This is a genomic window from Collinsella aerofaciens, assembly GCF_902501475.1.
In the GTDB taxonomy this organism is placed as follows: domain Bacteria; phylum Actinomycetota; class Coriobacteriia; order Coriobacteriales; family Coriobacteriaceae; genus Collinsella; species Collinsella aerofaciens_AL.
Genome location: NZ_CABWIF010000011.1, coordinates 60,233 through 86,470, shown reverse-complemented (window position 1 = coordinate 86,470; position 26,238 = coordinate 60,233). Strand labels below are relative to the sequence as shown.

General features: G+C 59.3%; 25 protein-coding genes, 2 tRNA genes and 1 pseudogene. 19 read left to right on the top strand and 9 right to left on the bottom strand.

All coding sequences use genetic code 11. The annotated features are described in order from the left end of the window. Positions 1–3 precede the first annotated feature (3 nt). From GDJ93_RS03245 to GDJ93_RS03160, 18 genes and pseudogenes are all read left to right on the top strand, one after another. Positions 4–483, top strand: a complete 480-nt coding sequence (locus tag GDJ93_RS03245; protein WP_152067727.1) for a MogA/MoaB family molybdenum cofactor biosynthesis protein — start codon at positions 4–6, stop codon at positions 481–483. Between the two features lie 203 nt (positions 484–686). Further along, entirely contained in the window at positions 687–1,562 is an 876-nt protein-coding gene (gene modA / locus GDJ93_RS03240; RefSeq protein WP_152067726.1) for a molybdate ABC transporter substrate-binding protein, read from the top strand. Between the two features lie 68 nt (positions 1,563–1,630). Next, positions 1,631–3,073: a molybdate ABC transporter permease subunit gene (modB, locus tag GDJ93_RS03235; RefSeq protein ID WP_226812439.1), complete on the top strand. Its 1,443-nt coding sequence runs from the start codon at positions 1,631–1,633 to the stop codon at positions 3,071–3,073. A 3-nt stretch (positions 3,074–3,076) separates the two neighbouring features. Continuing rightward, entirely contained in the window at positions 3,077–4,147 is a 1,071-nt protein-coding gene (locus GDJ93_RS03230) for a sulfate/molybdate ABC transporter ATP-binding protein (RefSeq protein ID WP_152067725.1), read from the top strand. A 429-nt stretch (positions 4,148–4,576) separates the two neighbouring features. Continuing rightward, positions 4,577–5,860 carry a double-cubane-cluster-containing anaerobic reductase gene (locus GDJ93_RS03225; protein WP_152067724.1) on the top strand — a complete coding sequence of 428 codons (1,284 nt, stop codon included), beginning with the start codon at positions 4,577–4,579 and terminating at the stop codon, positions 5,858–5,860. Positions 5,861–5,995: 135 nt separating this feature from the next. Then, positions 5,996–7,588 carry an ABC transporter substrate-binding protein gene (locus tag GDJ93_RS03220; RefSeq protein ID WP_152067723.1) on the top strand — a complete coding sequence of 531 codons (1,593 nt, stop codon included), beginning with the start codon at positions 5,996–5,998 and terminating at the stop codon, positions 7,586–7,588. 85 nt (positions 7,589–7,673) lie between these two features. Further along, positions 7,674–8,651 (top strand): ABC transporter permease, encoded by a 978-nt coding sequence (locus tag GDJ93_RS03215; RefSeq protein ID WP_152067722.1) that lies wholly within the window; start codon positions 7,674–7,676, stop codon positions 8,649–8,651. Continuing rightward, positions 8,644–9,471, top strand: a complete 828-nt coding sequence (locus tag GDJ93_RS03210) for an ABC transporter permease (protein WP_152067721.1) — start codon at positions 8,644–8,646, stop codon at positions 9,469–9,471. Before GDJ93_RS03215 ends, GDJ93_RS03210 begins: the two co-directional genes overlap by 8 nt. A gap of 58 nt (positions 9,472–9,529) precedes the next feature. Continuing rightward, the gene (locus GDJ93_RS03205; protein WP_152067720.1) at positions 9,530–10,693 is read left to right on the top strand and encodes a double-cubane-cluster-containing anaerobic reductase; all 1,164 of its coding nucleotides are present in this window, start codon (positions 9,530–9,532) and stop codon (positions 10,691–10,693) included. 155 nt (positions 10,694–10,848) lie between these two features. Continuing rightward, positions 10,849–11,491, top strand: a pseudogene (locus GDJ93_RS10195) (BadF/BadG/BcrA/BcrD ATPase family protein). 14 nt (positions 11,492–11,505) lie between these two features. Beyond that, positions 11,506–12,723, top strand: coding sequence for a glycosyltransferase family 4 protein (locus GDJ93_RS03195; protein ID WP_152067719.1), 1,218 nt, complete (start codon positions 11,506–11,508; stop codon positions 12,721–12,723). Continuing rightward, entirely contained in the window at positions 12,716–13,765 is a 1,050-nt protein-coding gene (selD, locus tag GDJ93_RS03190; protein ID WP_152067718.1) for a selenide, water dikinase SelD, read from the top strand. Before GDJ93_RS03195 ends, selD begins: the two co-directional genes overlap by 8 nt. 61 nt (positions 13,766–13,826) lie before the next feature. Beyond that, a complete protein-coding gene (yedF, locus tag GDJ93_RS03185) occupies positions 13,827–14,453 on the top strand; it encodes a sulfurtransferase-like selenium metabolism protein YedF (protein ID WP_152067717.1) in 627 nt (208 codons plus the stop codon). A 19-nt stretch (positions 14,454–14,472) separates the two neighbouring features. Continuing rightward, a complete protein-coding gene (locus GDJ93_RS03180) occupies positions 14,473–14,724 on the top strand; it encodes a putative Se/S carrier protein (RefSeq protein ID WP_152067716.1) in 252 nt (83 codons plus the stop codon). After that, a complete protein-coding gene (locus tag GDJ93_RS03175; RefSeq protein ID WP_152067715.1) occupies positions 14,721–15,860 on the top strand; it encodes an aminotransferase class V-fold PLP-dependent enzyme in 1,140 nt (379 codons plus the stop codon). Before GDJ93_RS03180 ends, GDJ93_RS03175 begins: the two co-directional genes overlap by 4 nt. Positions 15,861–15,927: 67 nt before the next feature. After that, the gene (gene brnQ, locus GDJ93_RS03170; RefSeq protein ID WP_152067714.1) at positions 15,928–17,286 is read left to right on the top strand and encodes a branched-chain amino acid transport system II carrier protein; all 1,359 of its coding nucleotides are present in this window, start codon (positions 15,928–15,930) and stop codon (positions 17,284–17,286) included. A 91-nt stretch (positions 17,287–17,377) separates the two neighbouring features. Next, positions 17,378–17,454: transfer RNA gene (locus GDJ93_RS03165), tRNA-Pro, on the top strand. Between the two features lie 6 nt (positions 17,455–17,460). After that, positions 17,461–17,534 (top strand) — tRNA-Gly (locus tag GDJ93_RS03160). A 303-nt stretch (positions 17,535–17,837) separates the two neighbouring features. On the opposite strand, the gene GDJ93_RS03155 is transcribed toward GDJ93_RS03160, so the two are convergent. From GDJ93_RS03155 to GDJ93_RS03125, 7 genes are all read right to left on the bottom strand, one after another. Continuing rightward, a complete protein-coding gene (locus GDJ93_RS03155; RefSeq protein WP_152067713.1) occupies positions 17,838–18,344 on the bottom strand; it encodes a hypothetical protein in 507 nt (168 codons plus the stop codon). Between the two features lie 114 nt (positions 18,345–18,458). Then, complete coding sequence (locus GDJ93_RS03150) at positions 18,459–20,144, bottom strand: DnaB-like helicase C-terminal domain-containing protein (RefSeq protein WP_152067712.1); 1,686 nt, start codon at positions 20,142–20,144, stop codon at positions 18,459–18,461. Between the two features lie 337 nt (positions 20,145–20,481). After that, positions 20,482–20,955, bottom strand: a complete 474-nt coding sequence (locus GDJ93_RS03145; protein WP_152067711.1) for a helix-turn-helix domain-containing protein — start codon at positions 20,953–20,955, stop codon at positions 20,482–20,484. A gap of 12 nt (positions 20,956–20,967) precedes the next feature. Continuing rightward, the gene (locus tag GDJ93_RS03140; protein WP_152067710.1) at positions 20,968–21,216 is read right to left on the bottom strand and encodes a helix-turn-helix domain-containing protein; all 249 of its coding nucleotides are present in this window, start codon (positions 21,214–21,216) and stop codon (positions 20,968–20,970) included. A gap of 290 nt (positions 21,217–21,506) precedes the next feature. Next, positions 21,507–21,950 carry a helix-turn-helix domain-containing protein gene (locus GDJ93_RS03135; RefSeq protein ID WP_152067709.1) on the bottom strand — a complete coding sequence of 148 codons (444 nt, stop codon included), beginning with the start codon at positions 21,948–21,950 and terminating at the stop codon, positions 21,507–21,509. 156 nt (positions 21,951–22,106) lie between these two features. Beyond that, positions 22,107–22,328 carry a hypothetical protein gene (locus GDJ93_RS03130; protein WP_152067708.1) on the bottom strand — a complete coding sequence of 74 codons (222 nt, stop codon included), beginning with the start codon at positions 22,326–22,328 and terminating at the stop codon, positions 22,107–22,109. Between the two features lie 27 nt (positions 22,329–22,355). Continuing rightward, the gene (locus GDJ93_RS03125) at positions 22,356–23,639 is read right to left on the bottom strand and encodes a tyrosine-type recombinase/integrase (RefSeq protein WP_152067707.1); all 1,284 of its coding nucleotides are present in this window, start codon (positions 23,637–23,639) and stop codon (positions 22,356–22,358) included. A gap of 535 nt (positions 23,640–24,174) precedes the next feature. Between GDJ93_RS03125 and GDJ93_RS03120 the strand changes: the two genes are divergently transcribed. Then, the gene (locus tag GDJ93_RS03120; RefSeq protein WP_152067706.1) at positions 24,175–25,176 is read left to right on the top strand and encodes a hypothetical protein; all 1,002 of its coding nucleotides are present in this window, start codon (positions 24,175–24,177) and stop codon (positions 25,174–25,176) included. Between the two features lie 110 nt (positions 25,177–25,286). Here the strand turns inward: GDJ93_RS03120 and GDJ93_RS03115 are convergent, their stop codons facing one another. Further along, positions 25,287–25,763, bottom strand: a complete 477-nt coding sequence (locus GDJ93_RS03115; RefSeq protein WP_193221427.1) for a type II toxin-antitoxin system VapC family toxin — start codon at positions 25,761–25,763, stop codon at positions 25,287–25,289. Further along, positions 25,756–26,079 (bottom strand): type II toxin-antitoxin system RelB/DinJ family antitoxin, encoded by a 324-nt coding sequence (locus GDJ93_RS03110; protein WP_152067705.1) that lies wholly within the window; start codon positions 26,077–26,079, stop codon positions 25,756–25,758. Before GDJ93_RS03110 ends, GDJ93_RS03115 begins: the two co-directional genes overlap by 8 nt. Between the last annotated feature and the right edge of the window lie 159 nt (positions 26,080–26,238).

Here is a 26,238-nt window from a genome sequence, read left to right as displayed (position 1 = left end):
GTTATGGAGCTGAAGATTTCGATTGTGACGTGCTCGGATACGCGCGATCTTGCCCAGGACGAGGCTGGAGCCGCACTCGAGGAACTTATCGAGGCACAGGGCTGGACGGTCTCCTCACACGTGGTCGTACGCGACGACGTCAGCGAGATCGGTGATGCCATTGTGGAAGCCGCCGATGAGTGCCACGCCAATGTCGTGCTCACCTGCGGCGGCACGGGGCTTTCGATGCGCGATGTTACGCCCGAGGCGACGCGTTCCGTCTGCGACCGCGATGTGCCGGGTATTGCAGAGGCAATCCGCGCGTATTCGATGACCAAGACGCGCCGCGCCATGCTCTCGCGTGCTATTTGCATGCAACGAGGTCATACACTTGTCGTAAACTTTCCCGGTTCTACGAAGGCCGCCCGCGAAAGCTGGGAGGCCATAGCAGACCAGCTGGAGCATGCGGCTCAGATGACAGCGGGCGGCGGACATACCAACTAAGCGGTTTACCTGCGGCGGGGCGACCTGAACGGCTGCTCCGCCTTTGTTTTCCGCCGAAGCGACGCCGAGGTGCGCGGTAATTCGAAACTATATTCTCTGACGAGAATAATTTCTCACTATCATTATTCGCGCAGAAGTATAATCTGATTGCAGATTAAAGCCCGCGGTGGGGTACCCGGGCACAAGATCCGAAAGGGTTGAATATGTTCGATATGGTTTCACGCCGCGGTTTCGTCTCGCTTTCTGCTGCCGCTGCCGCCGGCCTTGGCCTTGCTGGCTGCTCGGGCAACAAGACGTCCGAGCCCGCCGGTTCCGATGCCGGCTCCGCCAAGTCTTCCTCTAAGAAGAAGGCTATTGAGCTGCAGGTCTTTGCCGCCAACTCCCTCGAGAAGGCTCTGCCCGAGGTTCAGGAGCTCTACACTGACCAGACCGGTACCACGTTTGCCGACACGCAGTTTAAGGCCTCCGGCGACCTCGTCGAGCAGATGCGCGCCGGTGCCGCCGTCGACGTGCTCATCACAGCCTCCAAGGGCACCATGGACGACGCCGAAGCTGCCGAGCTCGTCGACGCCGGCACCCGTGAGGATATGTTCGTCAACGACCTCGTGATTATTCGCGCCGAGGGCTCCGACACCAAGGTCGAGGCCATCGCCGACGTCGCGAATCTGGACGGCAAGATCGCCATTGGCGACGCCAAGACCGTTCCCGCCGGCAAGTACGCCAACCAGGCCCTGGCCTCCGTGGGCCTCTACACTGGCACCGAGGGCGACGACGGCGAGTATGCACCCGAGCTCGCTGACAAGGTGGCCCTGGCCGACAAGGTCGGCACCGCTGCGGCCTACGTCTCTACGGGCGACTGCGTGGCAGGTTTTGTCTACAGCTCCGATATCTTCCGCTACGATGGCATCGAGGAGGCCTTTGTGTGCCCCGAGGACTCGCACAAGCCCATCGTGTATCCCGGTGCTGTCGCCGATAGCTCTGAGCATGCCGACGAGGCCAAGGCGTTCATCGACTTCTGTCTGACCAACAAGAAGGCTCAGAAGATTTGGGCTAAGTACGGCTTTGAGCTTTCCGCGTAGTGCGGCTTGGCGCGATAATTCCATCGTTTTGTGTTTCACTCCGTCCTTGTATTCTCTTGGAGCTTTTCGTGCTTAATAGATTCCGCATGTTTGTCGCCTGTGCTTTGACCTTCGCGCTTTGCTGGGTGCCGGGATTTGCATTTGCTGGGGACGCTGAGGACGGGGCCCAGGATGCTGCGACCGCTCATGGGCTTTCCTATGGGATTGAGGGTTTTGAGCGGTTGGCCAAGGGGACCGCTCGTGCCATGGAGGGCCAGCCTGAGGGCTACCGCTTTCCCGTTGACGAGGACGTGGACCTTGTAGTGGCGCCCGCTGCCGATCGCGTTGTGGCGTGGATGTCGCCCAAGGCGGTCGAGAAGTATGGATTGGATCCGCAGGACAACGAGTGCGTATCGGGTCTCAAGGCCCTCGTCTGTGAGCTCGACAGCGCAAACTGCATGGGAGGTGCGCAGCTGGGGGACGTGGATCTTCCTTGGTATGTCACGGAGGAAACTACGTTTGATGCCGGTGGGTATACCTATGGCTTTGACGAGCGCGGTGCGGATGGGGACCGCTATGTGGTGATTGCATCAGCCTCGGGTGATGCCAAGGGCGGCGCGCGTTGGCTTGATAGCGCTCAAATGGTAGAGGCATCGTCTGTCGTGTTGCGGGATGAGCAGGGGCCCTTGACCTCTCTGGCTTCCTTTTTGGGCGACATCGACTATCGCCCGTTTTGGGTGTCCATTAAAACGAGCGGTCTTGCCCTGCTGATCTCCTTTGCGCTGGGCCTGTTCGCCGCGTGGAAGACTATGGGTACCTCGAGTCGCATCAAGGGCCTGCTCGATTCGGTCTTTACGATTCCTATGGTGCTGCCGCCCACGGTCTGCGGCTTCCTGCTCCTCATGCTGTTTGGCCGCTCGACCGGGGCCGGTCGGTGGCTTATCGCGCACGGCGTCTCAATCGTCTTTACGTGGCCCGCGGCGGTGATATCTGCCGTGGTGGTGTCGTTTCCCTTGGTCTACCGTACGGCGCTCGGTGCCTTTGAGAGCCTCGACACGCAGATGCTCGACGCCGCGCGAACCTTGGGATGGTCCGAGCGCCGCATCTTTACCAGACTTATGATGCCGCTCGGCTGGCCCTCGATTGCCGCCGGCACGGTGCTCGCCTTTGCCCGCTCGATGGGCGAGTTTGGCTGCACCCTGTTCTTTGCGGGCAACTACGCCGGCATTACGCAGACCATTCCGATTGCGATTTACTTTGAGTGGATGGGCGGCAACACCTCGGTGGCCCTCTTTTGGGTCGCCGTTGTGATTGTGTTTAGTTTCCTGGTCATCCTGTTCATCAACATGTACACCGCGCATTCGCAAAAGTATCGCGAGCGGGGCCTTTCGCGTGCGAAGCGCAAGCAGGCCAAAGAGCTCGCCGGACAGGGCGATTCGCTCGACCCGGTGGGCGGCGACGCCCTGCGTATCGATCGCGAGGCGCTGGCCGAGCTCATGCGCGATGATGCGGCGCCGCAGGGAGGTCGATAGGTCATGTCACTCGTTCTGGATATCAAAAAGTGCTATCCCGGGTTTATGCTCGACATGCAGCTTGAGGCCGGCGAGGAGCGTGTGGCACTGCTGGGCGCCTCGGGTTGCGGCAAGAGCTGTACGCTGCGCTGCATCGCCGGCGTGGAGACGCCCGACGAGGGCAAGATCGTCGTCAACGGCGTGACCTTTTTTGACTCGGCGGCGGGCATCAACCTGTCGCCCCAGGAGCGCAAATGCGCCCTGCTGTTCCAAAACTATCAGCTGTTTCCCAACATGACGGTGGCCGATAACGTATGTGCCGGCGTAAAGGACGCGGGCGACGCCGCGGCGCGTAAAAAACTTGCCGAGCGCTACCTGGGCATCTTTGGCCTAGCCGATTTTGCCGACCGCTATCCCGCGCGCCTCTCGGGCGGTCAGCAGCAACGTGTGGCGCTTGCCCGTATGGTGGCGGCTCACCCGGGCATCTTTATGTTCGACGAGCCCATGAGCGCACTCGATTCCTATCTTAAGAGCGCCCTCGAACAGAACATGCTCGACCTGTTCGATGTATGCAACCGCACCGTGCTCTACGTGAGCCACGATATTGACGAGGCATGCCGCCTGTGCGAGCGCATTTGCGTGATGCATAACGGACATGTCGAGGAGATCGGCTCCGTCGATGATGTGGTCCGTCGTCCGCAAACGCTGGCGGCGCTGCGCCTGACGGGCTGCAAGAACACAAGTCGGGCGCGCAAGATCGGGTCTCAGGAAGTTGAAGCCCTGGACTGGGGCATGACCTTTAACGTGGGTCGCGCGGTTCCCGATACTGTGGCGTACCTGGGCGTTCGCGCAAGCTATTTCCATGTTGATAATCGCGTTGAGCGGGGCCGTAACAGCTACGATTTGCATGTGGCCCGTGTGAGCGATTCGCGCTTTGAGCGGCTGGTATTGCTGGACGTGCCGCGCGCTGATGCGCCCACGCGTCTGCAGTGGAAGGTCAACAAGGTGGGCGTGCCTGTCGACGAGCTGCCGCAAGCAGGCGAGAACCTGCGCATGCACTTCGATGCGAGTAGGATCCATTTGGTTTGTCGATAGCGCCGGGTAATGCCGTCGGGGATATAGGCCTCGGCGGCTTTGTCTTGCCGTTCGCCGAATGAAGGATGACAAACTCTTATCAATAAAGATAATTATTTATTAAACTACGGCACGCGACGCTGTCGTACGAATGTCAACGGTGTTCGCATGGTCGACGACCGTTGATATAGTTGACCTCAACTTGTAAAGGAGGGTGCGCACATGCCGCAGACGACATACATTCGCCGCGTTGCCGCGCGCGCCCTGTATATGGCTCGGAGCCGCATATGAGCAGGTATGTTCACGGCTCCGGGAGAGACGACGCACAACTAAATAATCAGCTGCAAAGCGGGTTCCCCAAAATTCCGGGTTTGAGCGCGGCTGGGTTTTCGCCACCCACCGTGCAGCAATACCGTAGCTATTCATTTTTGGTTCGAGAGGGGAACCGCCATGGCTGAAGAATTTGATTTCCATCCGATGTGGGAGAGCCTCGGCATGAATCTTGCCGACCACGACATGCTGCTGGACGCCGTGGGTCAGATGTACGGCGATATGTTCCTGACGCAGAACAATCGCCCCAAGTCAACGTCCTACCTGGATTTTGTCGCCACCAACATCCACAGCGGCCGTATTAAGGAGATGCTCGACAAGAAGGAGGCCGGCGAGGCCACCAAGATCGTCGGTTCGTTCTGTGTGTACGTGCCCGAGGAGATCGTGCTTGCCTGCGACGGCATCCCCGTGGGCCTGTGCTCGGGTGCCGACTGGGCAACCGACAAAGTCGAGGAGCACTTGCCGCGCAACACTTGCCCGCTCATCAAGAGCTTTGCCGGCTTTAAGCTGGGCGAGGTCTGCCCCTACATCGAGTCGAGCGACTTGGTAGTCGGCGAGAACACCTGCGATGGCAAGAAGAAGGCCTACGAGTTCTTTGCCACGCAAAAGAACATGTACGTCATGGATATTCCCAACGTGCACGACGAGTCGACGCTCGTGATCTGGAAGGCCGAGGTCAAGAAGCTCGCCGCCAAGATCGAGGAAGAGTGTGGCGTCAAGATTACGCCCGAGCGTCTGAAGGCCGCCATCCACGCTGTCAATGAGAAGCGTCGCGCCCTGCAGCGCCTCGCTGCCACGCGCGCTGCCGACCCGGCGCCCATCAGCGGTCTCGACAGCCTGCTGACCGTTCAGGCCGCCTTTATGGACGACACGCCGCGTCTGACCGGAGCCATTAACGATATGGCGGCTGAGTGCGAGCAGCGTGTCGAGGCCGGCGAGGGCGTGGCGCCCAAGGGGACCAAGCGCATCCTGTACACCGGCACGCCCATGGCCGTGCCCAACTGGAAGCTGTTCAACCTCATCGAGAAGGCCGGCGGCGTCGTGGTGGGCGAGGAGTCCTGCACGGGCTCGCGCTACTACAAGGATCTGGTCGACGAGTCCGGCGAGACGGTCGATGAGATGCTCGATGCCATCGCCGAGCGCTACTTTAAGATCAACTGCGCTGTCTTTACGCCCAACGACCAGCGTATGAAGGACATTGTCCAGATGGCCAAGGACCTGCATGCCGACGGTATCGTCGACGTGGCCCTGCAGTTCTGCACGCTCTACGAGATGGAGTCGTTTGCCGTGGAGAAGGCCGCCGAGGAGGCGGGCATTCCGTTTATGCATATCACCACGGATTATGCCGGCGAGGATGCCGGCCAGCTCCAGACCCGTATTGAGGCGTTTCTGGAAACCATTTAGGTTTAGGCCCTACCTACCTTCGTGGTAGGACTTCGAACTATGTTGTCCTGAGCCGACGGGTGCCCGGATGTGCCGCAGAGTGCCTGTCGGCTGAGCATAGTTTTCTGCACGTTTGTTCAACAAGAGAGGATTTCGATGAACAACGACCTTTTCAAGGCGGGCATCTCCCGTCGCAGCTTTCTGACCGGCGCCGGAGCCCTAGGCGTGCTGGCGGGACTGGGCCTTACGGGCTGCGGCGGCTCCAATTCTGCTAGCGGCAGCGCCGCGGGTAACGCGGGCGCGACCGATGGTCTCGTGATTCCCGTCTCCGCCACGGTGACCTCGCTCAACCGCGATCTTGAGAGCATGGCCGAGGGCTTCCTAGAGCTCAAGGGCTTTACCACCGAGCTCTATGTCGTCGATAACGGCGACACACGCTACTACCTTGCCGAGAGCTGTGACACCGACGACGGACAGACCTACACGCTCAAGCTGCGTGACGGCCTCAAATGGCATGATGGCGAGGCCATCACCGCCGACGACGTGATCTTCACGCTCGACTGCAACGCCGAGACCGACAACGGTGCCGGCTTCACCAACTGCGTCTTTGTGGGCGAGGATCCTGTTACCTACGAGAAGGTCGACGACCTGACCGTCAAGATCACCCTTCCCGTGGTCTCCGCTTCATACTTTGAGATTCTGGGCCATCTGGTGCTGATCCCCAAGCACGCCTTTGACGGCAACACCGATATCAAGTCCGCCAAGGCTAACCTCACCGATATAGGCTCCGGCCCCTACAAGCTCAAGGAGTTCAAGGACGGCGAGTCACTCGTTCTCGAAGCCTTCGAGGATTACTACAAGGGCGCCCCGAGCATCAAGACGCTCACCTTCAAGGTGATCGGCGATGCTAGCGCTCAGCAGGTCGCCTTCAAAAACGGCGAAGTCAACTTGCTGCCCGTTACCACCGAGACGGTGGCCAAGGAGTACCGCGACAGCAGCGATGTGACGCTCACCTCCATCCCCGAGGGCCGCGTCAACTACCTTGCCTGGAACAAGTACTGCGAGACCTGGAGCGATAAGGACGCCGTGGCGGCCGTCTTTGCCGCGCTCGACGTTCAGGAGATCGTCGACACGGTTTACGGCGAGAACCTTGCCGTGGTGGCCAACTCCATCTTTTCCAACCGCACGCTCTACCACAGCGATTCCGTCAAGGCGTATAAACAGGACGTGGACAAGGCCAAGAAGCTCGCCGAGAGCTCCGGTCTTGCGGGGAAGACCGTCAAGCTCTACTTCAACGCCGACCGTGCCTACATGAAGGAGACCGCTCAGGTTATCCAGCAGCAGCTCAAGACCATCGACGTGACGGTCGACGTCCAAGGCGTGGAGTCCAACGGCTTCTTCGACATCGTCTTTACCGATCAGGCCGACTACGAGCTCTATCTCAACGGCTACGCCTCCGCGGGCGATCCCGACGACGTGGTCGTTGGCATGTACGACGGCACCTGGGGCATCAACGTGGATACCCCGCAGGAGGTCCTCGACCTCTTTATCCAGGGTCGCGGTACCGTTGACGAGAAGCAGCGTGAGGAGATCTACGCCGACCTTCAGCAGAAGGCCCACGATGCCAACCTCGTTTTCCCGATCGCCTACCCTAACTACTGCTTTGCCGCGCCTTCCAACCTCAAGGGCGTCGATACGTGCCAGACCACGCCGATCTTCGAGGACTACACCGAGATCAAGTTCGATTAGCCTCATATGGTTGCGGCCCACATAGGGCTCGATGGGGGCGCGGGCGCCGTTTGCCGTCCGTGCCCCTTGCGCATGAAAGGAACCCATGAGATCGTATCTGCTCAAACGCCTCTCCCAGACAGCGCTCGTCTTTGTCCTGGTGTCGATGTTCGCCTTCTCGATCGTCTACTTTGCACCGGGCGACCCGCTCTACCTTTACACGTCCCCCTCGGTCTCATCGCATAAGCTCTCCGATGAGCAGTTGAAGTCGATGAGGGACTCGTTGGGTCTCTCGGGCAATATCGCCGAGCGTTATGTGAGCTGGGCGGGAAAGATGCTCCAGGGCGATTGGGGTCTCTCCACGAGCAACCATCAGCCCGTCAAGGACCAGATCCTGAGCAGGCTGCCCAACACCGTGGGGCTCATGGGTGCCGCGCTCGTTCTCTCGGTGGCTCTCGCGATTCCGTTGGGTCTGCTCGCGGGCTATTTTAGAAACCGGCTGCCCGATAACGTGATCAGCCTTTTGACCTATATCGGCATCTCGGTGCCCCCGTTTTGGTTTGGCATCATGCTGATCATCCTGTTCGCGCTTGTGCTGGGCGTGCTGCCGAGCTCGGGCATGCGCACCATCGGCGTCAACGACCCCGTCGATGTGGCGCGCCACGCTATCCTTCCCGTGATCGTGCTCTCGGTGGGAAACACAGCCACCTTTGTGCGCTACCTGCGTGCGGGCGTGATTTCGCAGATGCGCGAGGAGTACGTCACCGTTGCCGTGGCCCAGGGAACCCCGCGCCGCCGTGTGCTCACGCACCATGTGCTGCGCAACTCGATTCTGCCGCTCATCACCATGGTGGGTATGAACTTTGGCACGCTCGTCACGGGCTCTTTTATCGTGGAGAGCGTATTTGGCTGGCCCGGGCTGGGCGTGCTCTGCATGGATGCCGTCAACAACCGCGACTACACCATGATCATGGGCATCACGATGCTCGCCTCGTGCCTCCTTTTGATCGGAAACCTGCTTGCTGACGTTCTCTACGCCGTTGTCGATCCGCGCATTCGCCTGGACGGAGGTTCCGATGAATAGGGCCGGACTCTTCAAGCGCATGGCCAAGAACCGCTTGGCCCCGGTTTGCGCCGTCATCCTCTGCGTGATCGTGTTGGGCGCGCTGCTGGCACCGCTCTCTCCCTACGATCCCGACGCGCTCTCGCCCGACAAGCTGATGGGCCCCTGCGCCGAGCATCTGCTGGGAACCGATGACCTGGGTCGCGATACGTTTACCCGCGCCCTGTACGGCGGGCGTGTGTCGCTTTTGGTGGGCTTTGCCGCCATGGCCGTGGCCGTGGTGATCGGGTGCCTGGTGGGATCTGTTGCCGGGTACGCGGGCGGAAAGGTCGATGCGGTGCTGATGCGCATCGTCGACGTGTTCCTCTCGGTTCCCAGCCTGCTGTTTATCATCGTGGTCTACGCCTTTGCGCCGCGCAACCTCGTGACGCTGGTGTTTATGCTCGCCTTTTTCTCGTGGACCTCGGTTGCGCGCGTTACCCGCGCGCAGACGCTCACGCTCAAGCAGCGCGACTTCGTGGATGCCGCGCGAGCACTCGGTGCGGGGCATGCGCGCATCATCCTGCGCTACATCATGCCCAACCTGTTGCCTCAGGTGATCGTTGCCGCGAGCCTTGCGGTGGCTAACGCGATCCTCGATGAGAGCGCACTCTCGTTTTTGGGCTATGGTGTTCAGCTGCCCATGGCTTCGTGGGGCTCCATGCTCCAGGGGGCTCAGCAGTACATTCTCTACAGTCCCGTGCTCGCGCTCGTGCCGGGGCTCTTTATCTTGCTTACGGTGCTCTGCTTCAACGTGTTGGGAGACACGCTCCAGCAGGCGCTCGATCCAAGGCAGCTCTAATCGCTCTTCGCGAGCCCGGGGTTAAGTCATTTTAGATTTTCAAAGAGGGGAGAATCACATGGAGGAAATCGAACAAACGCCGTTGCCGCGCACGTTTGAGGAGTTCAACGAGCAGCGCAAGGCGGCGTTTATTCGCGTTAAGGATTACAAGCAGGCGGGTAATCGCCTGGTTGGCTTTTTGTGCAGCTATACGCCGCTCGAGATTATCGATGCCGCGGGCGCTGCAAGTGTGGCCTTGTGCGGTACATCCGACGAGGTGATTCCCGAGGCCGAGAAGGTGCTGCCGGCAAACCTCTGCCCGCTCATCAAGTCGACCTACGGTTTTGCCTACTCGCAAAAGTGCCCGTTTACGTACTTTAGCGACATGATCATCGGTGAGACCACCTGCGACGGCAAGAAGAAGATGTACGAGCTGCTCAACGAGCTCAAGCGCACGCACATTCTGCATCTTCCGCAGGGTCGCGATCGCGCCTACGAGCGCGAGGGCTGGTACGAGGAGTGCCGCCTGCTCAAGGAGGAGCTCGAGGGTTTCTACGGCATCACGATTACCGATGACGACCTGCGCGCTGCCGTCCGTCGTCGCAACCGCCTGCGTGCCGCCCAGCTCGAGATGTTTGCACTGCAGGCCAATCAGCCGGCGGCTATGAGCGGCGTCGACCTGATGAGCACCATGTTTGCCGGCACGTTCAGCTTTGATATCGAGGCCTATACGCAGCAGCTGGAGCAAAAGGTTGCCAAGCTGCGCGAGGCCTACGACACGGGCGAGCGCCCGGTTGCGGCGGACGCCAAGTGCATTCTGATCACCGGTTGCCCGGTGGGCGGCGTGATCAACAAGATCGGTCGCACCATCGAGTCCAACGGCGGTGTGGTCGTGTGTATGGATGACTGCTCGGGAGAGCGCACGGCGGCCATGATGATCGACCCAGAGGCTCCCGACATCCTGCGCGCCATCGCCGACCGCTACCTCGACATTAACTGCTCGGTCATGACGCCCAACGACGGTCGTATGGAAAACACGCTGGCCATGTGCGAGAAGTATCACGTCGATGGCGTGGTCGAGAATGTGCTCCAGGCGTGCCACACCTTTAACGTGGAGAGTGCCCGCATGCAGGAGGCTGTCGAGGGTGCGGGTATTCCGTACATGAAGATCGAGACCGATTACAGCAACGGCGACATGGGTCAGATCGAGACGCGCATCGCCGCCTTCATCGAAACCCTCTAGCTTCCTCAGGCACCGGATCTTGCTCCTCAAACCGTCGCTTGCGTACCCAAAGTACGCTGCGCTCCTCTTTCGGGGCAATCTCCGGCACCTGAGAAACCTAGAGCTAAGGCGCCTGAACGCGCCGCTACCTTTGATGTTTAGATTGGGAGAGAGCCATGATAGGGATCGGGATCGATATCGGGTCTACGGCGGCTAAGGCTGCTGTGGTCGACGGGGAGGGTTCGGTGGCGTGGACGTGCGTGCAGCCAACCGGGTTCTCCTCGGTCGATGCTTCCGAGCGGCTGCGCGAGGCACTGGCAGCGGCTGGCTATGACGTGGCTGCCGACGACGTGCGCGTGATCGCGACCGGCTACGGCCGTGTCGCCGTGCCCTATGCGCACAAGGTCGTGACCGAGATTACCTGCCACGGCACCGGTGCCGTGCGCCTGTTTGGAGATCATGGCCGACCGTCTGGGTATTTCCCAACAGCAGATGGCCGACTTGGCGCGTTCCGGTGAGCCCACCAAGATCAGCAGCATGTGCACGGTGTTTGCCGAAAGCGAGGTCATCAGCCTAATCGGTCGCGGCGAGCCGCGTGAGAACATTGCGCGCGGCGTGATCGAGAGCGTCGTGTCGCGCGTGGCGACCATGGCCGGGCAGGCCGCGGGCGCCCCGTACTACCTGACCGGTGGCCTGTGCGAGAACGCCTTCGTGGTGGAGCGGTTGGGCGAGCTACTGGGGTCGCCGGTGACCACCTCGCCCCAGGCTCGCTTTGCCGGAGCGATCGGCGCGGCTGTCCGCGCCGCCGCCTTGGCCTAGGGGTGTACCGCGACATGCGCATCCTCAATATCACGGCACAAAAACCAGATAGCACCGGCAGCGGCACCTACCTTGCCGCGCTTGTGCGCGAGCAGATCGAGACGGGGCATCGCGCCGCCGTGCTTTGCGGTGCGGCGCCGGGTGATACCCAAGGCGAGCTGGACCGGCGTACTGCCGTGTTTGCCGTACCGTTCGAGTCGCCCGAGCTGCCGTTCCCCATCTGCGGTATGTCCGATGTCATGCCCTATCCCTCCACGCGCTATCGTGACCTGACGCCTTCGATGCTCAAGGCATTTGAGCGGGCATTTGCTGCAGCAATCGATCGGGCGGTGGCTGAGTTTCGGCCCGATCTGGTGCTCTGCCATCACCTGTATCTGGTGACCGCATTGGCGCGCGAGTGCGTCCGGGGCGTGCCGGTTGTTGCCGTGTGCCATTCGACCGACCTGCGCCAGCTGCGTTCGCATACGCTCGAGCGCGATCGCATCGTAAGTGCGGTTCGTCGGCTCGATGCTGTCTTTGCGCTCCATGCTGAGCAGGCTGAGCAGATTGGCCTGGTGTGCGGCGTCGATGCCGATCGCATCCACGTGATTGGGACGGGCTACGACCATCGCGTGTTCTGCCGCGACGCAAGCGTGGCGAGGCAGCCGGGATCGCTTGTGTACGTGGGCAAGATTTGCTTTAAAAAGGGCGTCGAGTCGTTGGTTCGAGCCGTGTCATTGCCGATTGACGATGACGTCCGCCCATCTGGCTTGGTACTTGTGGGCGGTCGCGGGGACGATGCCGAGTACGCGCGTATCGAGCGCTTGGCCGCGGCCTCGGATGTGCCGGTGAAGCTGGCGGGGCGCCTGGATAGCGATGGACTCGTGCATGCCTACCGCAGTTCCGACGTCTTTGTGCTGCCTTCGTTTTACGAGGGTCTGCCGCTCGTGACGATCGAGGCCCTCGCGTGCGGCTGCAAAGTTGTGGCGACCGATTTGCCCGGCGTTCGTCCCTGGATGGAGGCGATGCTTCCCGGTGCTCCCGTGACGTGGGTGGCGTCGCCGCGTATGACGGATGTCGACACGCCCGTGGCGGCCGACCTTCCGTTGTTTGAGCGCGCACTGGCAGATGCTATCGTGCAGGCGCTTGCGGCACCGCCTTCGACGTTCGAGCCGTCGGCGGTCTCTTGGGAAGCGTGCCTGGGGCGTATACTTAAAGTCGTTGATTTGTTGGAAGGGGGTTCGTATGGCTAAGGACACCATGAGGCTCACGTCCATGACGGCCGCGAGCGGTTGAGCCGCTAAGTTGGCTCCCGGAGCCCTCGCCCAGGTCCTGGGTGATTTACCCAATGTGCATAACGACAACCTGCTCGTGGGGTTCGATACCTCCGACGATGCGAGCGTCTTCCGCGTAGGGGAGAACCTGGGGCTCGTGCAGTCCATCGACTTCTTCCCACCGATGGTCGACGACCCGTTTCTGTTTGGCCAGATTGCCGCGGCAAATTCGCTGTCGGACATCTACGCCATGGGCGGGCGGCCGAGCCATGCCATGAACCTTCTGTGCATTCCCAGTTGCCTGGGAGTTGAGGTTGCCGGCGAAATTCTGGCGGGCGGCGCCGACAAGTGCGTCGAGGCCGGCTGCTCCATCGCGGGCGGCCACACCATCAACGACGACGAGCCCAAGTACGGCCTGTCCGTGAGCGGGTTTGTCGCGCTTGACCGTATGCTCGCCAACAGCGGCGCGCGCGTGGGCGATGTTCTGCTGCTGACCAAGGCGATCGGCTCGGGCATCATCACCACGGCCATTAAGGGCGAGCTCATCGAGCAGGACGAGGCCGCAGCCATGTTTGAATCGATGCGCACCCTCAACGAGGCACCGATTCGTCTGGCCGAGGGACTTGAGCTGCACGGCTGCACCGATGTTACGGGTTTTGGCTTGATCGGACATACGTGCGAGATGGCCGAGGGCTCGGGCGTGCAAGTTGAGCTTGCGTCGGGGGCGGTGCCACTCTTTGATCAGGTGCTCGACATGGCGCGTTTGGGCATTATCCCCGCGGGCTCCTATCGCAACCAGGACTTCTTTGGCCCGCGTGTGGCTGCCGAAGAGGACCTGGAGCTGGGCATGCTCGACGCGCTGTACGATCCGCAGACCTCGGGTGGTTTGCTTATTGCGGCGCCCGCGAAGGATGTGGATGAGCTTGCGCGTCGCCTGGATGCCGAGGGGCGCATCGCGGCCGTCGTCGGGCGCGTGTGCGAGGCGGAGCTGGGCGGTCCTGCCGTCCGCGTTGTTCGCTAGCCCGCACGTTTATGTAACTGTTTGCCGTTCTCTAGAACGGTTCTTTCGAAAGGAATTTGCTATGTCTACCAAGATTGAAGTCAATGCCATGGGCGATGCCTGCCCGCTGCCCGTCGTCAAGACGCTTAAGGCCCTCAAGCAGCTCAATGGAGAGGGCGCCGTCGTGACCGCGGTCGACAACGAGACCGCCGTCAAGAACATCTCCAAGATGGCGCAGGAGAAGGGCTGCACGGCCTCAGTCGAGAAGGTTTCTGACGCCGAGTGGCACGTGACCGTGGCGACCTCTGGCGCCGTTGCCGTTGCGGACCCCGAGCAGGACGGTGCCGCTTTCTGCGACGCCAGCGCCGGTAAGGGCAAACTCGTCATTTCCGTCTACACCGACTGCATGGGCCGCGGCGACGACGAGCTGGGCCACAAGCTCATGAAGGCGTTTATCTTTGCCGTGACGCAGCAGGAGGAGTTGCCCGCGACCATGCTGTTCTACAACGGTGGCGCCAAGCTCACCGTCGAGGGCTCACCGGTGCTCGACGACCTGAAGGGTCTGGCCGAGCAGGGCGTCGAGATCCTTACCTGCGGCACCTGCCTCGATCACTATGGCATTAAGGACCAGCTCGCGGTGGGCGAGGTCACGAATATGTACGTGATCGTGGAGAAGATGGAGCAGGCCGTGCGCGTCGTGCGCCCGTAGCGTATTGGTTGGAGTTGCCATGAGGGAGAAGCGCCCGGCGCTTGTCATCACGTTTCCCACCACGGCGGCCGCCATGGGCTGCGAGTCCCTGTGCATCGAGCGCGGCCTTCCCGGGCGAACGATTCCCGTGCCCGGGGAGGTCGCTGCCGGCTGCGGTCTGGCGTGGAAGGCGTTGCCTGCCGATGAGGAGCTGCTGCGCAGCGAGCTTACCTCGGCGGGCGTTCCCACCGAGGGCTATACCGTGATTGATATGTGGGAGGTCGTGCGATGATCTACCTGGATAACGCGGCGACGACCATGCACAAGCCGCAGACGGTTATCGATGCCGTGACGCAGGCGATGTGCTCGCTCGGCAATGCCGGGCGCGGCGCCACGTCGGGTGCCCTCGATGCTGCTCGTACGATTCACGCTTGCCGTGCCAAGCTCGCGCGCCTTTTGGGTTGCCCGAGGGCGGACCATGTTTGCTTTACGCCCAACTCTACGGCGGCGCTCAACACCGCCATCAACGGGGTGGTGCGCCCCGGCGACCGCGTGGTCACGACGGTGCTCGAGCACAACTCGGTGCTGCGTCCGCTCAACCGCCTGGCGGCAGAACAGGGTGCTACCGTTGAGCATGCGGGCTGCGACGCGAACGGCGTGCTCGACTATGACGAGCTTGAGCGGTTGGTCACGCCGGGCACGCGTGCTGTGGTGGTGACGCACGCCTCCAATGTGACCGGCAATGAGGTCGACATTGCGCGCGTGGCCGCCATGGCCCATGCGGCCGGCGCGCTTGTGATTGTCGATGCCTCGCAGTCTGCCGGCACGGCGCATATCGATATGCAGGCCATGGGGCTCGACGTGGTGTGCTTTACTGGCCACAAGGGGCTCATGGGTCCGCAGGGGACCGGCGGGCTGGCCGTGGCGGAGGGCATTGACGTGGCGCCGTGGGCCATGGGCGGCACGGGCGTGCACAGCTTCGATGCGCTGCAGCCGCTTGAGTGGCCCACGCGCCTTGAGGCGGGCACGCTCAACGGTCACGGTATCGCTGGGCTTTCTGCCGGCCTCGACTTTATCGAGGCGCAAGGCGGGGTCGAGGCGATTGCGGCGCATGAGCACTCGCTTGCAGAGCGCTTCCTCGCCGGTGTTCGAAAGATTCCGGGGATTAAGCTCTACGGTGCCTTTGACCAACCCGCGCGCTCGGCGATCGTGTCGCTCAACGTGGGCGATATCGACTCTGCCGAGATTTCGGACGCGCTCATGCAAGGGTGGGGGATTGCGACGCGCCCCGGCGCCCATTGCGCTCCGCTCATGCACCGCGCGCTCGGGACCGAGCGCCAAGGCGTGGTTCGCTTCTCGTTTGGTTACTTCAACACGGACGAGGAAGTCGACACCGCGATTGACGCTTTGCGCGATTTAGCCTGCTAGAGCGTATATACTTGCGGGACGGGTCTTTTGCCCGTCCCGTTTTTGTTTCGACCCGAAAGGTGTGCCTATGGCCTCATCCGCCCCGCGCGGTCTGCGCTCCGACCATGTCGTTACCGTCGGCATTGCGCTGTTTTCGATGCTCTTTGGCGCCGGTAACCTCATCATTCCGCCGTTGCTGGCACTTCAGGCCGGCACGGCCACGCCACTTGCCATGATCGGCTTTTTGATTGCCGCCATCGGTCTGCCCGTCATGGGATTTATCGCCGTCGCGCTCGCCGGCACGGCGCGCGAGCTTGCCGGCCGCGTGCACCCCAAGTTTGGTGAGTTCTTTGTCGCGGCGGTCTATCTGGCCATCGGCCCGTGCCTGGCTATTCCGCGCACGAGCTCCACGGCCTTCGAGATGCTGGTGCCGCTGCTGCCCGAGGGCGTTTCGCTTGATACGGCTCGCCTGGTGTTTGCCGTTGGGTTCTTCGTCGTCGCGTTTGCGCTCACGCTGCGCCCGGGTGTCATCACGCGCGTGCTCGGCCGCATTACAGGTCCCGCGCTCATTGCGCTCATCGTGCTGGTCGTGGGTGCTGCCGTGATTTCGCCGCTGGGTCCCGCTGCCGCGCCGCAGGCTCCCTACAATGCCGGTGCCGCCGTGCAGGGTTTTTTGACTGGCTACCAGACCATGGACCTGCTTGCGTCGCTCGCCTTTGGCATCATCATCGCCGAGACCATCCATGAGCTCGGCGTTACCGACGATAAGCGCGTGGCCTTCGAGATCTCGCGTTCGGGTGTGATCGCCGGCGTGCTCATGGCCGTCATCTACTGCGGCCTGGCGCTTGCCGGCACGCAGCTCAGCACCGTGATGCCCGATGCCACCAACGGCGCCGCCATCCTTGCCCGCTCTGCCTCCGTGCACTTTGGCCTTGTCGGCACGGTTGTCGTCTTTGCGATTTTCTTCTTAGCCTGTATGAACGTGTGCATCGGCCTCATCAGCTGCTGCGCGCGTTACTTCTGCGAGACGTATGTGGTCGAAGGGGGAGCGGGGGCCTCCGAGGAGGCCATGCGCCGTCCCTTTGCGATTCTCGCCTTTGTGTTCGCAGCGTTTTCGTGTGTGCTCTCCAACGTGGGCCTCGACGTGATCCTCATGTTCTCGGTGCCTATGCTCAATGCCCTGTATCCCGTTGCCATTGTGCTGGTACTTATGGGCCTGGTGCACGGCTTTTGCGACGCGCACCCGCAGGTGTGGGTCTGGGTCGGCGGCGTTGTCGCGGTACAGAGCGTAATCACTTCGGTCCGCGATGCGTTCTTTGCTGGCGCGTGGCTGCCGTTTGATGCGTTGCCGCTGGCAGATATCGGCGCTGCGTGGGCGCCGGTTGCTGTGGTCGCGTTTGTGATTGGTCTGGTTCATAGCCAGTTTGTCGCACATTCGAGGAGCTAGGGTTTCTGCGCTTGCACAGGCGGGGAGTCTCCCCTATAATTTCCTTCGCTTTGGGACACGCAAGGTCTAGACCTTAGCTGCTCAACACCTTCGGGACGTGGCGCAGTTTGGTAGCGCGCCTGCTTTGGGAGCAGGATGTCGCAGGTTCAAATCCTGTCGTCCCGACCATATCTTGCGGGCGTAGTTCAATGGTAGAACCCCAGCCTTCCAAGCTGATGACGCGGGTTCGATTCCCGTCGCCCGCTCCAGAAAAACCGCAGGTCAGAGGTATTAAAGCTTCTGGCCTGCTTTTTTAGTCGCAATGAATAGTCGCAAAATAGTCGCAAAATACCATTCGATTGCGCTTTGATTGCGACCGTTCCAGCCCTGTCCAAGCGCCCCTTTTTTCACTTGCCCGTGCGCCCTGCGGTGCTGTTGGTTTCGCCTTTCCCGTGCCATGAAAAAAGCCGCCCACGGTGATTGTGGACGGCTCTGAGCGCCTTGTTTCGGTCTTGTGCTGCGTGGTTGCTGTTCGGTGCTGTGCGCCGTTTTGGGGCTTCTGGTTGGCTCTGCTAGGGTTCTCGGTTCTGCTTCCGCGCCCGCCCCTTCTCCCTTTGGCACTCTCTCTTATTTGCCGTGTAGCGCCTGCGGGCTTTCATAAAGTCCACGCGCTCTGCCATAGCGTCAGCCTTGGCGATCTCGTAGCACGTTGGGCACAGCCCCATGTTGTACGCGCGTGTGCTGGTTTCCCTCATCCTGTGCCGCCCGCAGTTGGGGCACAGACCGCCCAGCCTTGGGCGCATGGTCATGCGTACGCCCATCTCATCGGCTTTCGACCTTATCGCGCCCTCCGTCCTGCCCATCGCCATTGCTAGGAAAACGTACCCGTCTGCGGCGTGGGCTATCAGGTAGCGCTTATCTTCGTCCGTCCATGGCTTGCCGCTCTTCTGCGCGTCCCCGCGCTCGTTTTCCCGCTTCACTATGTCGTATGCGGTCGGGTTGTCGGTCGTGTCGCCCTTGTTTTGGCGTTTCTTGCCCTTTGGTGGGCTTCCAGCGTTCTTTTTGGCGTTTCCTTCCATCCCGCTACCTCCTTGGGCGTTTCATCCGCAGGGCTACAGCCCCGCTAATATGGTCGGGGAGAGAGGAATGGGGCACATGCGGATGGTAGTCCGTGGGCGCTTCGATGCGATCCGTTACCGCCCCTCCCTTGCCGTGCCCGCGCCCTCCTGTTCTGCTTCCTTCACCTCGGCAAAGCAGTTGTACGCGGGCGCATATTTAAGCTTCACGGTGCACGGTTTCCCGCGCTTGTTCTTCTCTACGTGCAGCTCGACCGTGTTTTCGCCCTGCCCTTTCTTCTTTGTTCTCATTTCCGTTATCGTTTCGGCTTTGTACTGTAGCGTTGAGCTGCCGCTCGCGTTCATCATGTCTGGTCTGTCAGACTGTGCGCCCGTCTTGCTCATATCGCATATCAGCACTATGGGTATCTTCTTCTCCATTGCTGTATCTGATAGCAGCTCTATTATTCTGTCTTTTCTCTGCTGCTCGTCTCCTTTACCGTTCTTTGGCGCAATCTTCAGCAGTTTCAAGTAATCGACCACACATAGGCGTACGTTCTCTGTGTGCAGATAGGAAAGAAGCAGCTCCACCTCGTCACCTGCTGGTATTCGACCTATCAAGCCCTTGCCGACCAGTTTGCTAAAGGAAAGAGTTTCGTCATAGAAAATATCAAACGTTTTCTCCCAATCCTCTTCTCCGTACTCATTGACCAGTGGCTCTAGTTCTAGGTAATCCGTCAGCTTTTCGCCCATATCCCTATCGAGGTACCACTGCCTATTCCAGCCGCTAAAGATCTTGTCTAGGTCATTGCGCGTGCTGTCGGTCGGTCTCATGAACTTAAACCCAGCGTTGTCAAATCTGCCGTGTACCATCTCTTCAACCTTGTGGGTGGCTTTCAGGTAATCGCCCACGGTGCCGCCCATGATCTCTTTTATAGCTTCTTTGCACTCCCTCAATTCGCGCTCATGGTTGGCGGGGTTCTTCCTGTAGCGCTCAACGTCATTCATGAGTTGGTTTAGCCGTATGAGTTCATCGCTCGGAACGTCTTTGTATGCAAACGGCTCTATGCCAAGCTCTTTTCGTTTCAGCATTGATACACAGCTTGCCAAGCGTGCCCGCACGTCTGATTCGCTCGTGTCCAGACCCCAGTAGAGAACTAGATCATCTATGCCCCATTTGTTTGCATCTTCGCTGAGCGCCTTTAGGCACATGAACAATGAGTGCGAGGTCTTTCCTTCGCTGGGCGGTGCCATGAGTACATGCAAGCCCTCATAAAGTCCGCCGCCCAGTGCTTCATCTAGGGTTTTGATTCCCGTCTTTAATCTGGGTATGGCGTTCGCCGCTGCCGTTCTGGTGACATCAGCCACACCCGACAACATCCCATCAATTTCCGCTAGCAGTTCAAGTGATTCGGCGGTTTCGTTGTCGGGTTCATTCCCATCGCCCTCGGTCGTGTCCGTTTCCAGTTCTGCCCCTCCATCGCCCTGCTTCTCGCCCTCGGGGTGCTGGTCGTGGTCGGTGGCGCTTTCCTGCTTCTCATCGTGGTCGGTGCTGGGTGTTTCGACCTGCCGCGCGGCTTCTTCTTCGTCCATCAACCACAAACACTCCCTTTCGATTTCCCTCTGCCGTTCGCGTTCCAGATACCTTTTCAACCGCTCTTGTTCGTAGTACTCGCAATTCAGGGTGAACAGGTACCATTCATGCTCGGCTATATCCACTCGCGTTTTCAGGTCGGTAATTCCCATAGCCGTGAGCCGCTCGAACACATCATCGACAAACGCGAACTTTTCTCTACGTGATCGCTCCCTTTCCGTTTCATCCATTCGGGCGTGTCGCCCCCTCTCGTGCCACGCGCGGATACTTCCAGACCGCCCACGCGATTCACCGTCATGAGTGGTCGGTAGTGGTCGCGCGGTTTTTTATTTTTGAAAGCAGGAGTAGGGGTGCTATCGTCCCACCGCGAATAAGCGGTGGGCGTATAGCAGCCCCCTTCTTCTCTTCTTATGGGTGTAGCTATGGGGCTATACCTAAATGCGCCTTCCTGCTACACCTTTAAGCTCGATAGGTTTAGCCCTAATCGCTACACCTTTAAGCCGTTTGGTTTAGCGATAGCGGCTATACCTTTTAATACGGCTTTGGTTTAGCCTAACTGCTACACCTTTACAGACCTAGCTTCTCGGCTGTTTCTGTTGGCGTTAGTTCCCGCTCTGGTTCGGCTGCTTGGTCGGTGTCGGTACGCTTGCGCTTGCGTGCCTTTGGTTTCCCGTTGTGGGGGTTCTTGTTGTCGAGCAACTTAACCTCAATCGGCGTGTCGGGCATAACGTAATACACGGAACATCTGTTCCTGTGTCCCGCGCTTTTCAGTTCAAGACCGCGTATGTTTCGCCCCTTGGCTGGGTTCGGCTTGGTTAGCCTATGAATCGCGCTCGATACGCTGCCCGTGGTCATTCCAGTTAGCTGCGCTAGCTCTTCGCGTGATCGCCAAGCGTATAGCCTGCCGTTCTCATCGGCTTCCAAGTTTTGCGCTAACGCCATGATGATTAGCATTTCGTTCTTGCTGAAATTGTTTTCGGCAATCTGCCAATACCACTTTTCGAACATCCTCGAAAACAGCTCATTAGTTTCAAACTTCATAGAGCTGACCCATTAGGCGGCTGTATCGATTCCGATATATTCGAGCAGCGCCGCCTTGTTGATGCGCCACATGCTCATAACCTTGGCGGCTTTAATCATGCCGCGCTCGCACGCTCGGCAAACCGAACGTTCGCTGCAATCCAGCAGGGTTGCCGCCTGCTTGACGGTCAGAACGAGCGCGTCAGAGTTCAAGATTTCCTCTAGCGTCTCCGCGCTGCGGGCTTTCTCTTGGCTGGTTGTGGTCTTGGTATCAGCGTCCATGTCTTACCTCTTTCGCTTGCGGACGGTCTTACAAGTCGAAAGATACCCGTAGGGGAGAAACGCCGCCGCGCACGTCTGGGCGGCTTTCGTTGCGCTTTCGGCGCAACGGCTGAGCGCCTTATTTTTCCATAGGCGCGTATAGCCCTCTGTAGAAGCGATGCGAATTGTATAAGGCGGCTATAGCCCTGCGGCTACTGCCACGTTGCACGAATTGTGCAATGACTGCAATTTTCGATTGGGGCAGAAAACACATGGGCTGTTCATATTTGAGATATGGGCACTAATGGGCGCTATGAGCCGTTGCCATGCTCCTGCAACCTCTCGACCATCCGCTCTACAAGCTTTATGTCGCTGTCGGTCAGATTATCTAGCATCTGGGCGATATTCATAACGGCTATGTCGCGCGGGGTGGTCGGTGACTCCAACGTGTTCGCTTCTTCCAGCTCACCAATGAACCGCTCGGCAACATCCTTGGGCGATCTGGGCGGCGTGGCGCTAATCTCGGCTACGGCTTCCAGTATTTGGTAGATGCGTTCTTGGTCGCGCTCTGATAGACCCTTTAGCTTGTCTAGCCGCCTGCTTAGCGTCCCGCCGTCAATGCTTATTCGTTTCGCTATCTTGGATTGCGATACGCCGTAATGCTTGAATAGAGCCTGTAGCGCCGTCTTGACCGTGCCGTTGGGCAGAAAAGCCATTGCATCTGCCATTTGCTCTTTCAGGCGCTCGTCAATCATAGGCGCTAGACCTCCAAGTGCCGCGCGTGTCCCAACGATGCGCTAGAATGGCGGCGTGTACATTTCCCGTTTGCAGCGCGGGGAGTTACGAAAAAGGGGCGTTCGGCTTTCGAGCGCCCCGACCTGTCTATATTCTATTCCCGCTCGGCGATAGCGCTAGATGGTTGGTTTGGCTGGGCTATCGCTTTCAAGTAGGTAATCCAGTGTGCAATCTTGGCAGAAAGCATCGCGGATGCGCTTGGCTTCCACAACGGTCATAGGTGCTTGCTCGTCCAGTTTCAAGTTGAAGCTGTCCAGATCAGTCCCGAGAAGATCAGCGCATTGTTGATAGCTGATTGCGGAACGCTCTAACTCCGCTCGCATGTTTGGGAAAGCCATTAACCTCTGTCCCTTCCTCTTACCTTCCTAGTCCTCGGTTCCCGTCCTGTTCAGCTCGATAACTGAGCCGTCCTTTGCGTGCTGGGCAACGTCTGCCATGTACGCCTGCTCAACCACAGCCGCGCCGCGCTTCTTGGCTTCTCTGTCAGCGCTCGCGTATATGTTCAGCGTCATAGCTGCGTTGGCGTGTCCCATCATGCTCGCCACGGTCTTAATATCCGTGCCTGCCGTAACCGCCGCCGTTGCGAACGTGTGGCGCAGGTCATGGAACGTTGGGCGGTTGCCCTCCGTACCGATAAGCTCCAAAGCGTCAGCCGCAATCCTCCACCTATGCGAAAGATAGTGGGGCTGCATAAACGAACCGTCAGCGCCGCCCGTCACGTACATGTTTTCATCGAACGGAACGCCCAGCTCTAGGCACTCGGCTTTGGCGTTGGCTAGGCGTGCCGTGAGCATATCGGCGATGATAGAGGGCGCGTACAGCTCGCGCCTGCTGCCGCCCGTCTTGGGTTCCTTTACGTACCACTTTGAGCCGTCACGCCCTATAGTGCGCTCGATGCTTACGGTTCCCTCGTCCAGATCAACGCACTTCCACGTCAGTCCGCATATCTCGCCCTCTCGCAAACCCATATACATTGCTAGGGCAAACCCAACGTTCAGCGGCTTGTCGGGGTCTAGGGCGATGAACTGCGCTACCTTGGCGCGTCCCTTTGCATCTAGGGCGTTGGGGTTCCTGTGCGCTTGCTGGGGGTTCTTAACGCCGCGCGTGGGGTCTTTAACGAGCCTGTCACGGTCTACCGCCTGCCGCATGGCTGAGCGCAGGTTGGTTAGGCACTTCTTCACCGTGGACGGTGAATACTTCTTGCTGAGCTTCGTAACCCATGCCGCCACATCGTCTGGGGTCAGTGCATCCAGCTCGATAGCCCCGATACTGGGTGCGATATAGCTTTTGAGTATGCGCCTTAGCTCGTTGGCTGATGAACGCTCGATGCTGTTTGCGCGTTCCTCCACGTACTTCCCGAAATACTCGGCTACCGTCTCGCCGCTGTGGGGGTCTTTGACAGCCTGTTCGTTGAGCTGCTGGCGGATTGCTTCTGCTTCTTGGTTCGCCGCCTTTTCGACCTGCTTAGAGCGCCCGTTGTCGCGTCCCTCGGTTTTGAGCGTGACGGTCTTTTTCTTCCACTTGCCGTTTTCGTCCTTGTAAGGGTACTGGGCTTTCCATTTGTAGTCGGTCGTGCCGTCTTTGCGCACATTGTCGTGTTTGATTAGCGAATAGGTGGCGAACGTTTCCGCAGGTAGCAGGGTATCCATGTCTCTCCTTTTTAGTCGCAATCTTGGTCGCAAAATAGTCGCAAAATGGCGTTGACTGAACTATAAAACATAGTCTTTTTAGACGCAACAGACAGAGAAACAGCAGGTAGAGCGACCGCATTTTTGCAGGTAGACGGCCTGGTGTAAAAAGTCGCAACACTTCCAAGCTGATGACGCGGGTTCGATTCCCGTCGCCCGCTCCACAAGATAGATGAATGGCTCTGATTCCTTTTGGGACCAGAGCCATTTTCATATACATGCCGGGACCCCACATCCCCTTCTAAGTTGCGGTGAAATACGGACTGTTTTTCGGCTTTTATGGCCCATGTAGTCCGTATTTCACCGCAACTATTTGTAAGGTTGGATTTTGATGCCGTTGGGAGGGTCGTAGCGACCGTCTACCGAGAGTGGAAATATTTTTTTAAGCTCTGACCTGCGGCGTCAAGCTTTTGGTCAGCTTTTGGCAAGGCCTGCGGACGGAAGCATGCGATAGCGTAATGGTATTCTCTCCGTCGTGATGGTTATGGGGTTGGCCATGCTCGATAAAGGCAAACATTTTCCGCAGTCCTATGCAAGGATGCTATTCTCGGCCGTTGGAATTCATCAAGATGGACAGCTGCTTATAACAATTGATCCTTGGGATGAACGCCGTGCGCGCGAGCTTATGCAGGAAGAGCTCATGCTTCGTCTTTACAACCATGTGTATGCGGATCCGGTCTATTGGAATAATCTTGGGGTTGCAGATCGGATCTTTCAGTTGGCATCCGCTATTGCGGTCGTTGAACCGGATGCTGTGTTTTGCGGATCGACGGCAGCGCTGCTCTATGGCATCGGCTCGGCGTATACGCTTCTGGATAAAGTGCAAGTGCTGCTACCACGGTCTACAAGGCGTGATACGTATGAGTTCGTTGAATACAAGCGCTGGCGGGCGGGCGAAGTGTGGCGGCTCGGTCTGTTTACGCTTACGGATCCGTGTCGAACGGTTGTTGATATCGCCCGAACGAGCGCCTTTCGCTATGCGCTGGGCTATGTCGATGGCTTGGCCCGTGAGTACGATGTCGAACGCGAAGAGCTGCGAGCGTATGCGCAGGCAAATTGCCGAGGACTGCATGGCATCGCGCGTGCATTTGACGTTTTTGAGTATATGGATGGCAGGTCAGACAATGGCGGCGAGTCCGAGGCGAGAGCAGCGATGATTCTCGCTGGGGTTGCCGCGCCTGAGCTTCAAGTTGAGATAACGCGACCGGGAAACGCTGGCTATTATCTAGCAGATTATGGCTGGCAGATGCCAGGCGGCTCATGGACGCTGGGAGAGCTGCATGGGCTAGGTAAGTTTGAAGGCGAAGCTCGAAATGATCTAGAGCAAGCGGCGTCAAAAACCTATCGAGCGGCCCTCATGCGTGACGCGAACCTTCGCGCCATGGGCCACAATGTCATTCATTTCAAACTCTCGGACACCTACGACGTGGAATCGTTCGGTGCCATGATGCGCGGCTACGGCATTCCGACAACAAAACCCTACGCCGACTCCCGATAGCGAAATCGTTCGCGGTCAACCTTCAATAAGTTGCGGTGAAATACGGACTGTTTTGCGGTTTGACCAGCAAAAACAGTCCGTATTTCACCGCAACTTAGGAGGGGATGGGGTTAGCTGCGGGGGCGGTGGCGGAGCTTGTCGATGGTGGCGTCGGTGCCGTGGCTGCGGGCTTCGGCGGCGCGGTCGCGGGCGTCGGCAGCGGTTTGGCGCTGGCGGCGGTAATCGATCATGCCTTGGATGATGGGCTTGCCAAAGCTCACGACATCATCGTTGTAGATGGCGGTTCGGGCTGCGAGGAGGCAGTCGGTAAAGTCCATATGGGTCTTGCCAAAGAGTTTGACGGCAAGGGCGACAACGGTGGGCTCGTCGACCATGACGTCATCGAGCAGCCTTCTCATGGCCGTAGCAATCTCAGCGCGGGGAACCTTATAGACGTCGCGCAGCGTGACCACGACGCGCGTGATGATCTCGGGGTAGACGCGAGCGGTGCGCGTGGCGATGACCTTGGCGGCGCGCGGTGACAGAACTTCGTCGTCGTTGAGCAGGTAGCGTAGGATGACGGTCTCGTCGATGATGGTGCTACTCATGGATATCTACTTCCTCGGGACCCAAAATCGAATCGTCGCTTTCCGTGGCAAGGTATTCAATCCAGGCATTGCGCTCCTCGGCGCGGCGATTGGGATCTCCGTATGCTTTGAGCGATCCATAGGCGGCGGTGCCGTCCTTTGAGCGCACGGCGACCGGCTGAAAGGGAAGCTTGCGCATCAAAATGCTCTGCGCGACAAAAAGGCGGACAGCCTCGGCGAGCGATGTGCCCATGGCGTCGTAGAGGCGCTCGGCATGCTGTTTGTCCTCTTCGCGAATGCGCACCTGCAGGATGGCTCGTTTTTGCGTCGATGACATCACTGCCCTCCCTTAGCTAACGTGCAATATAGTCGGTCAAATGCGGCATGTGCCGACATCATAGAATCTTATAACCATTACTTTATTTTACTCAAGTAAATAACCATTAACACGAATACAAGCGTAGTACATCCAAAATGAGAGCGTGTAAAAATCTCA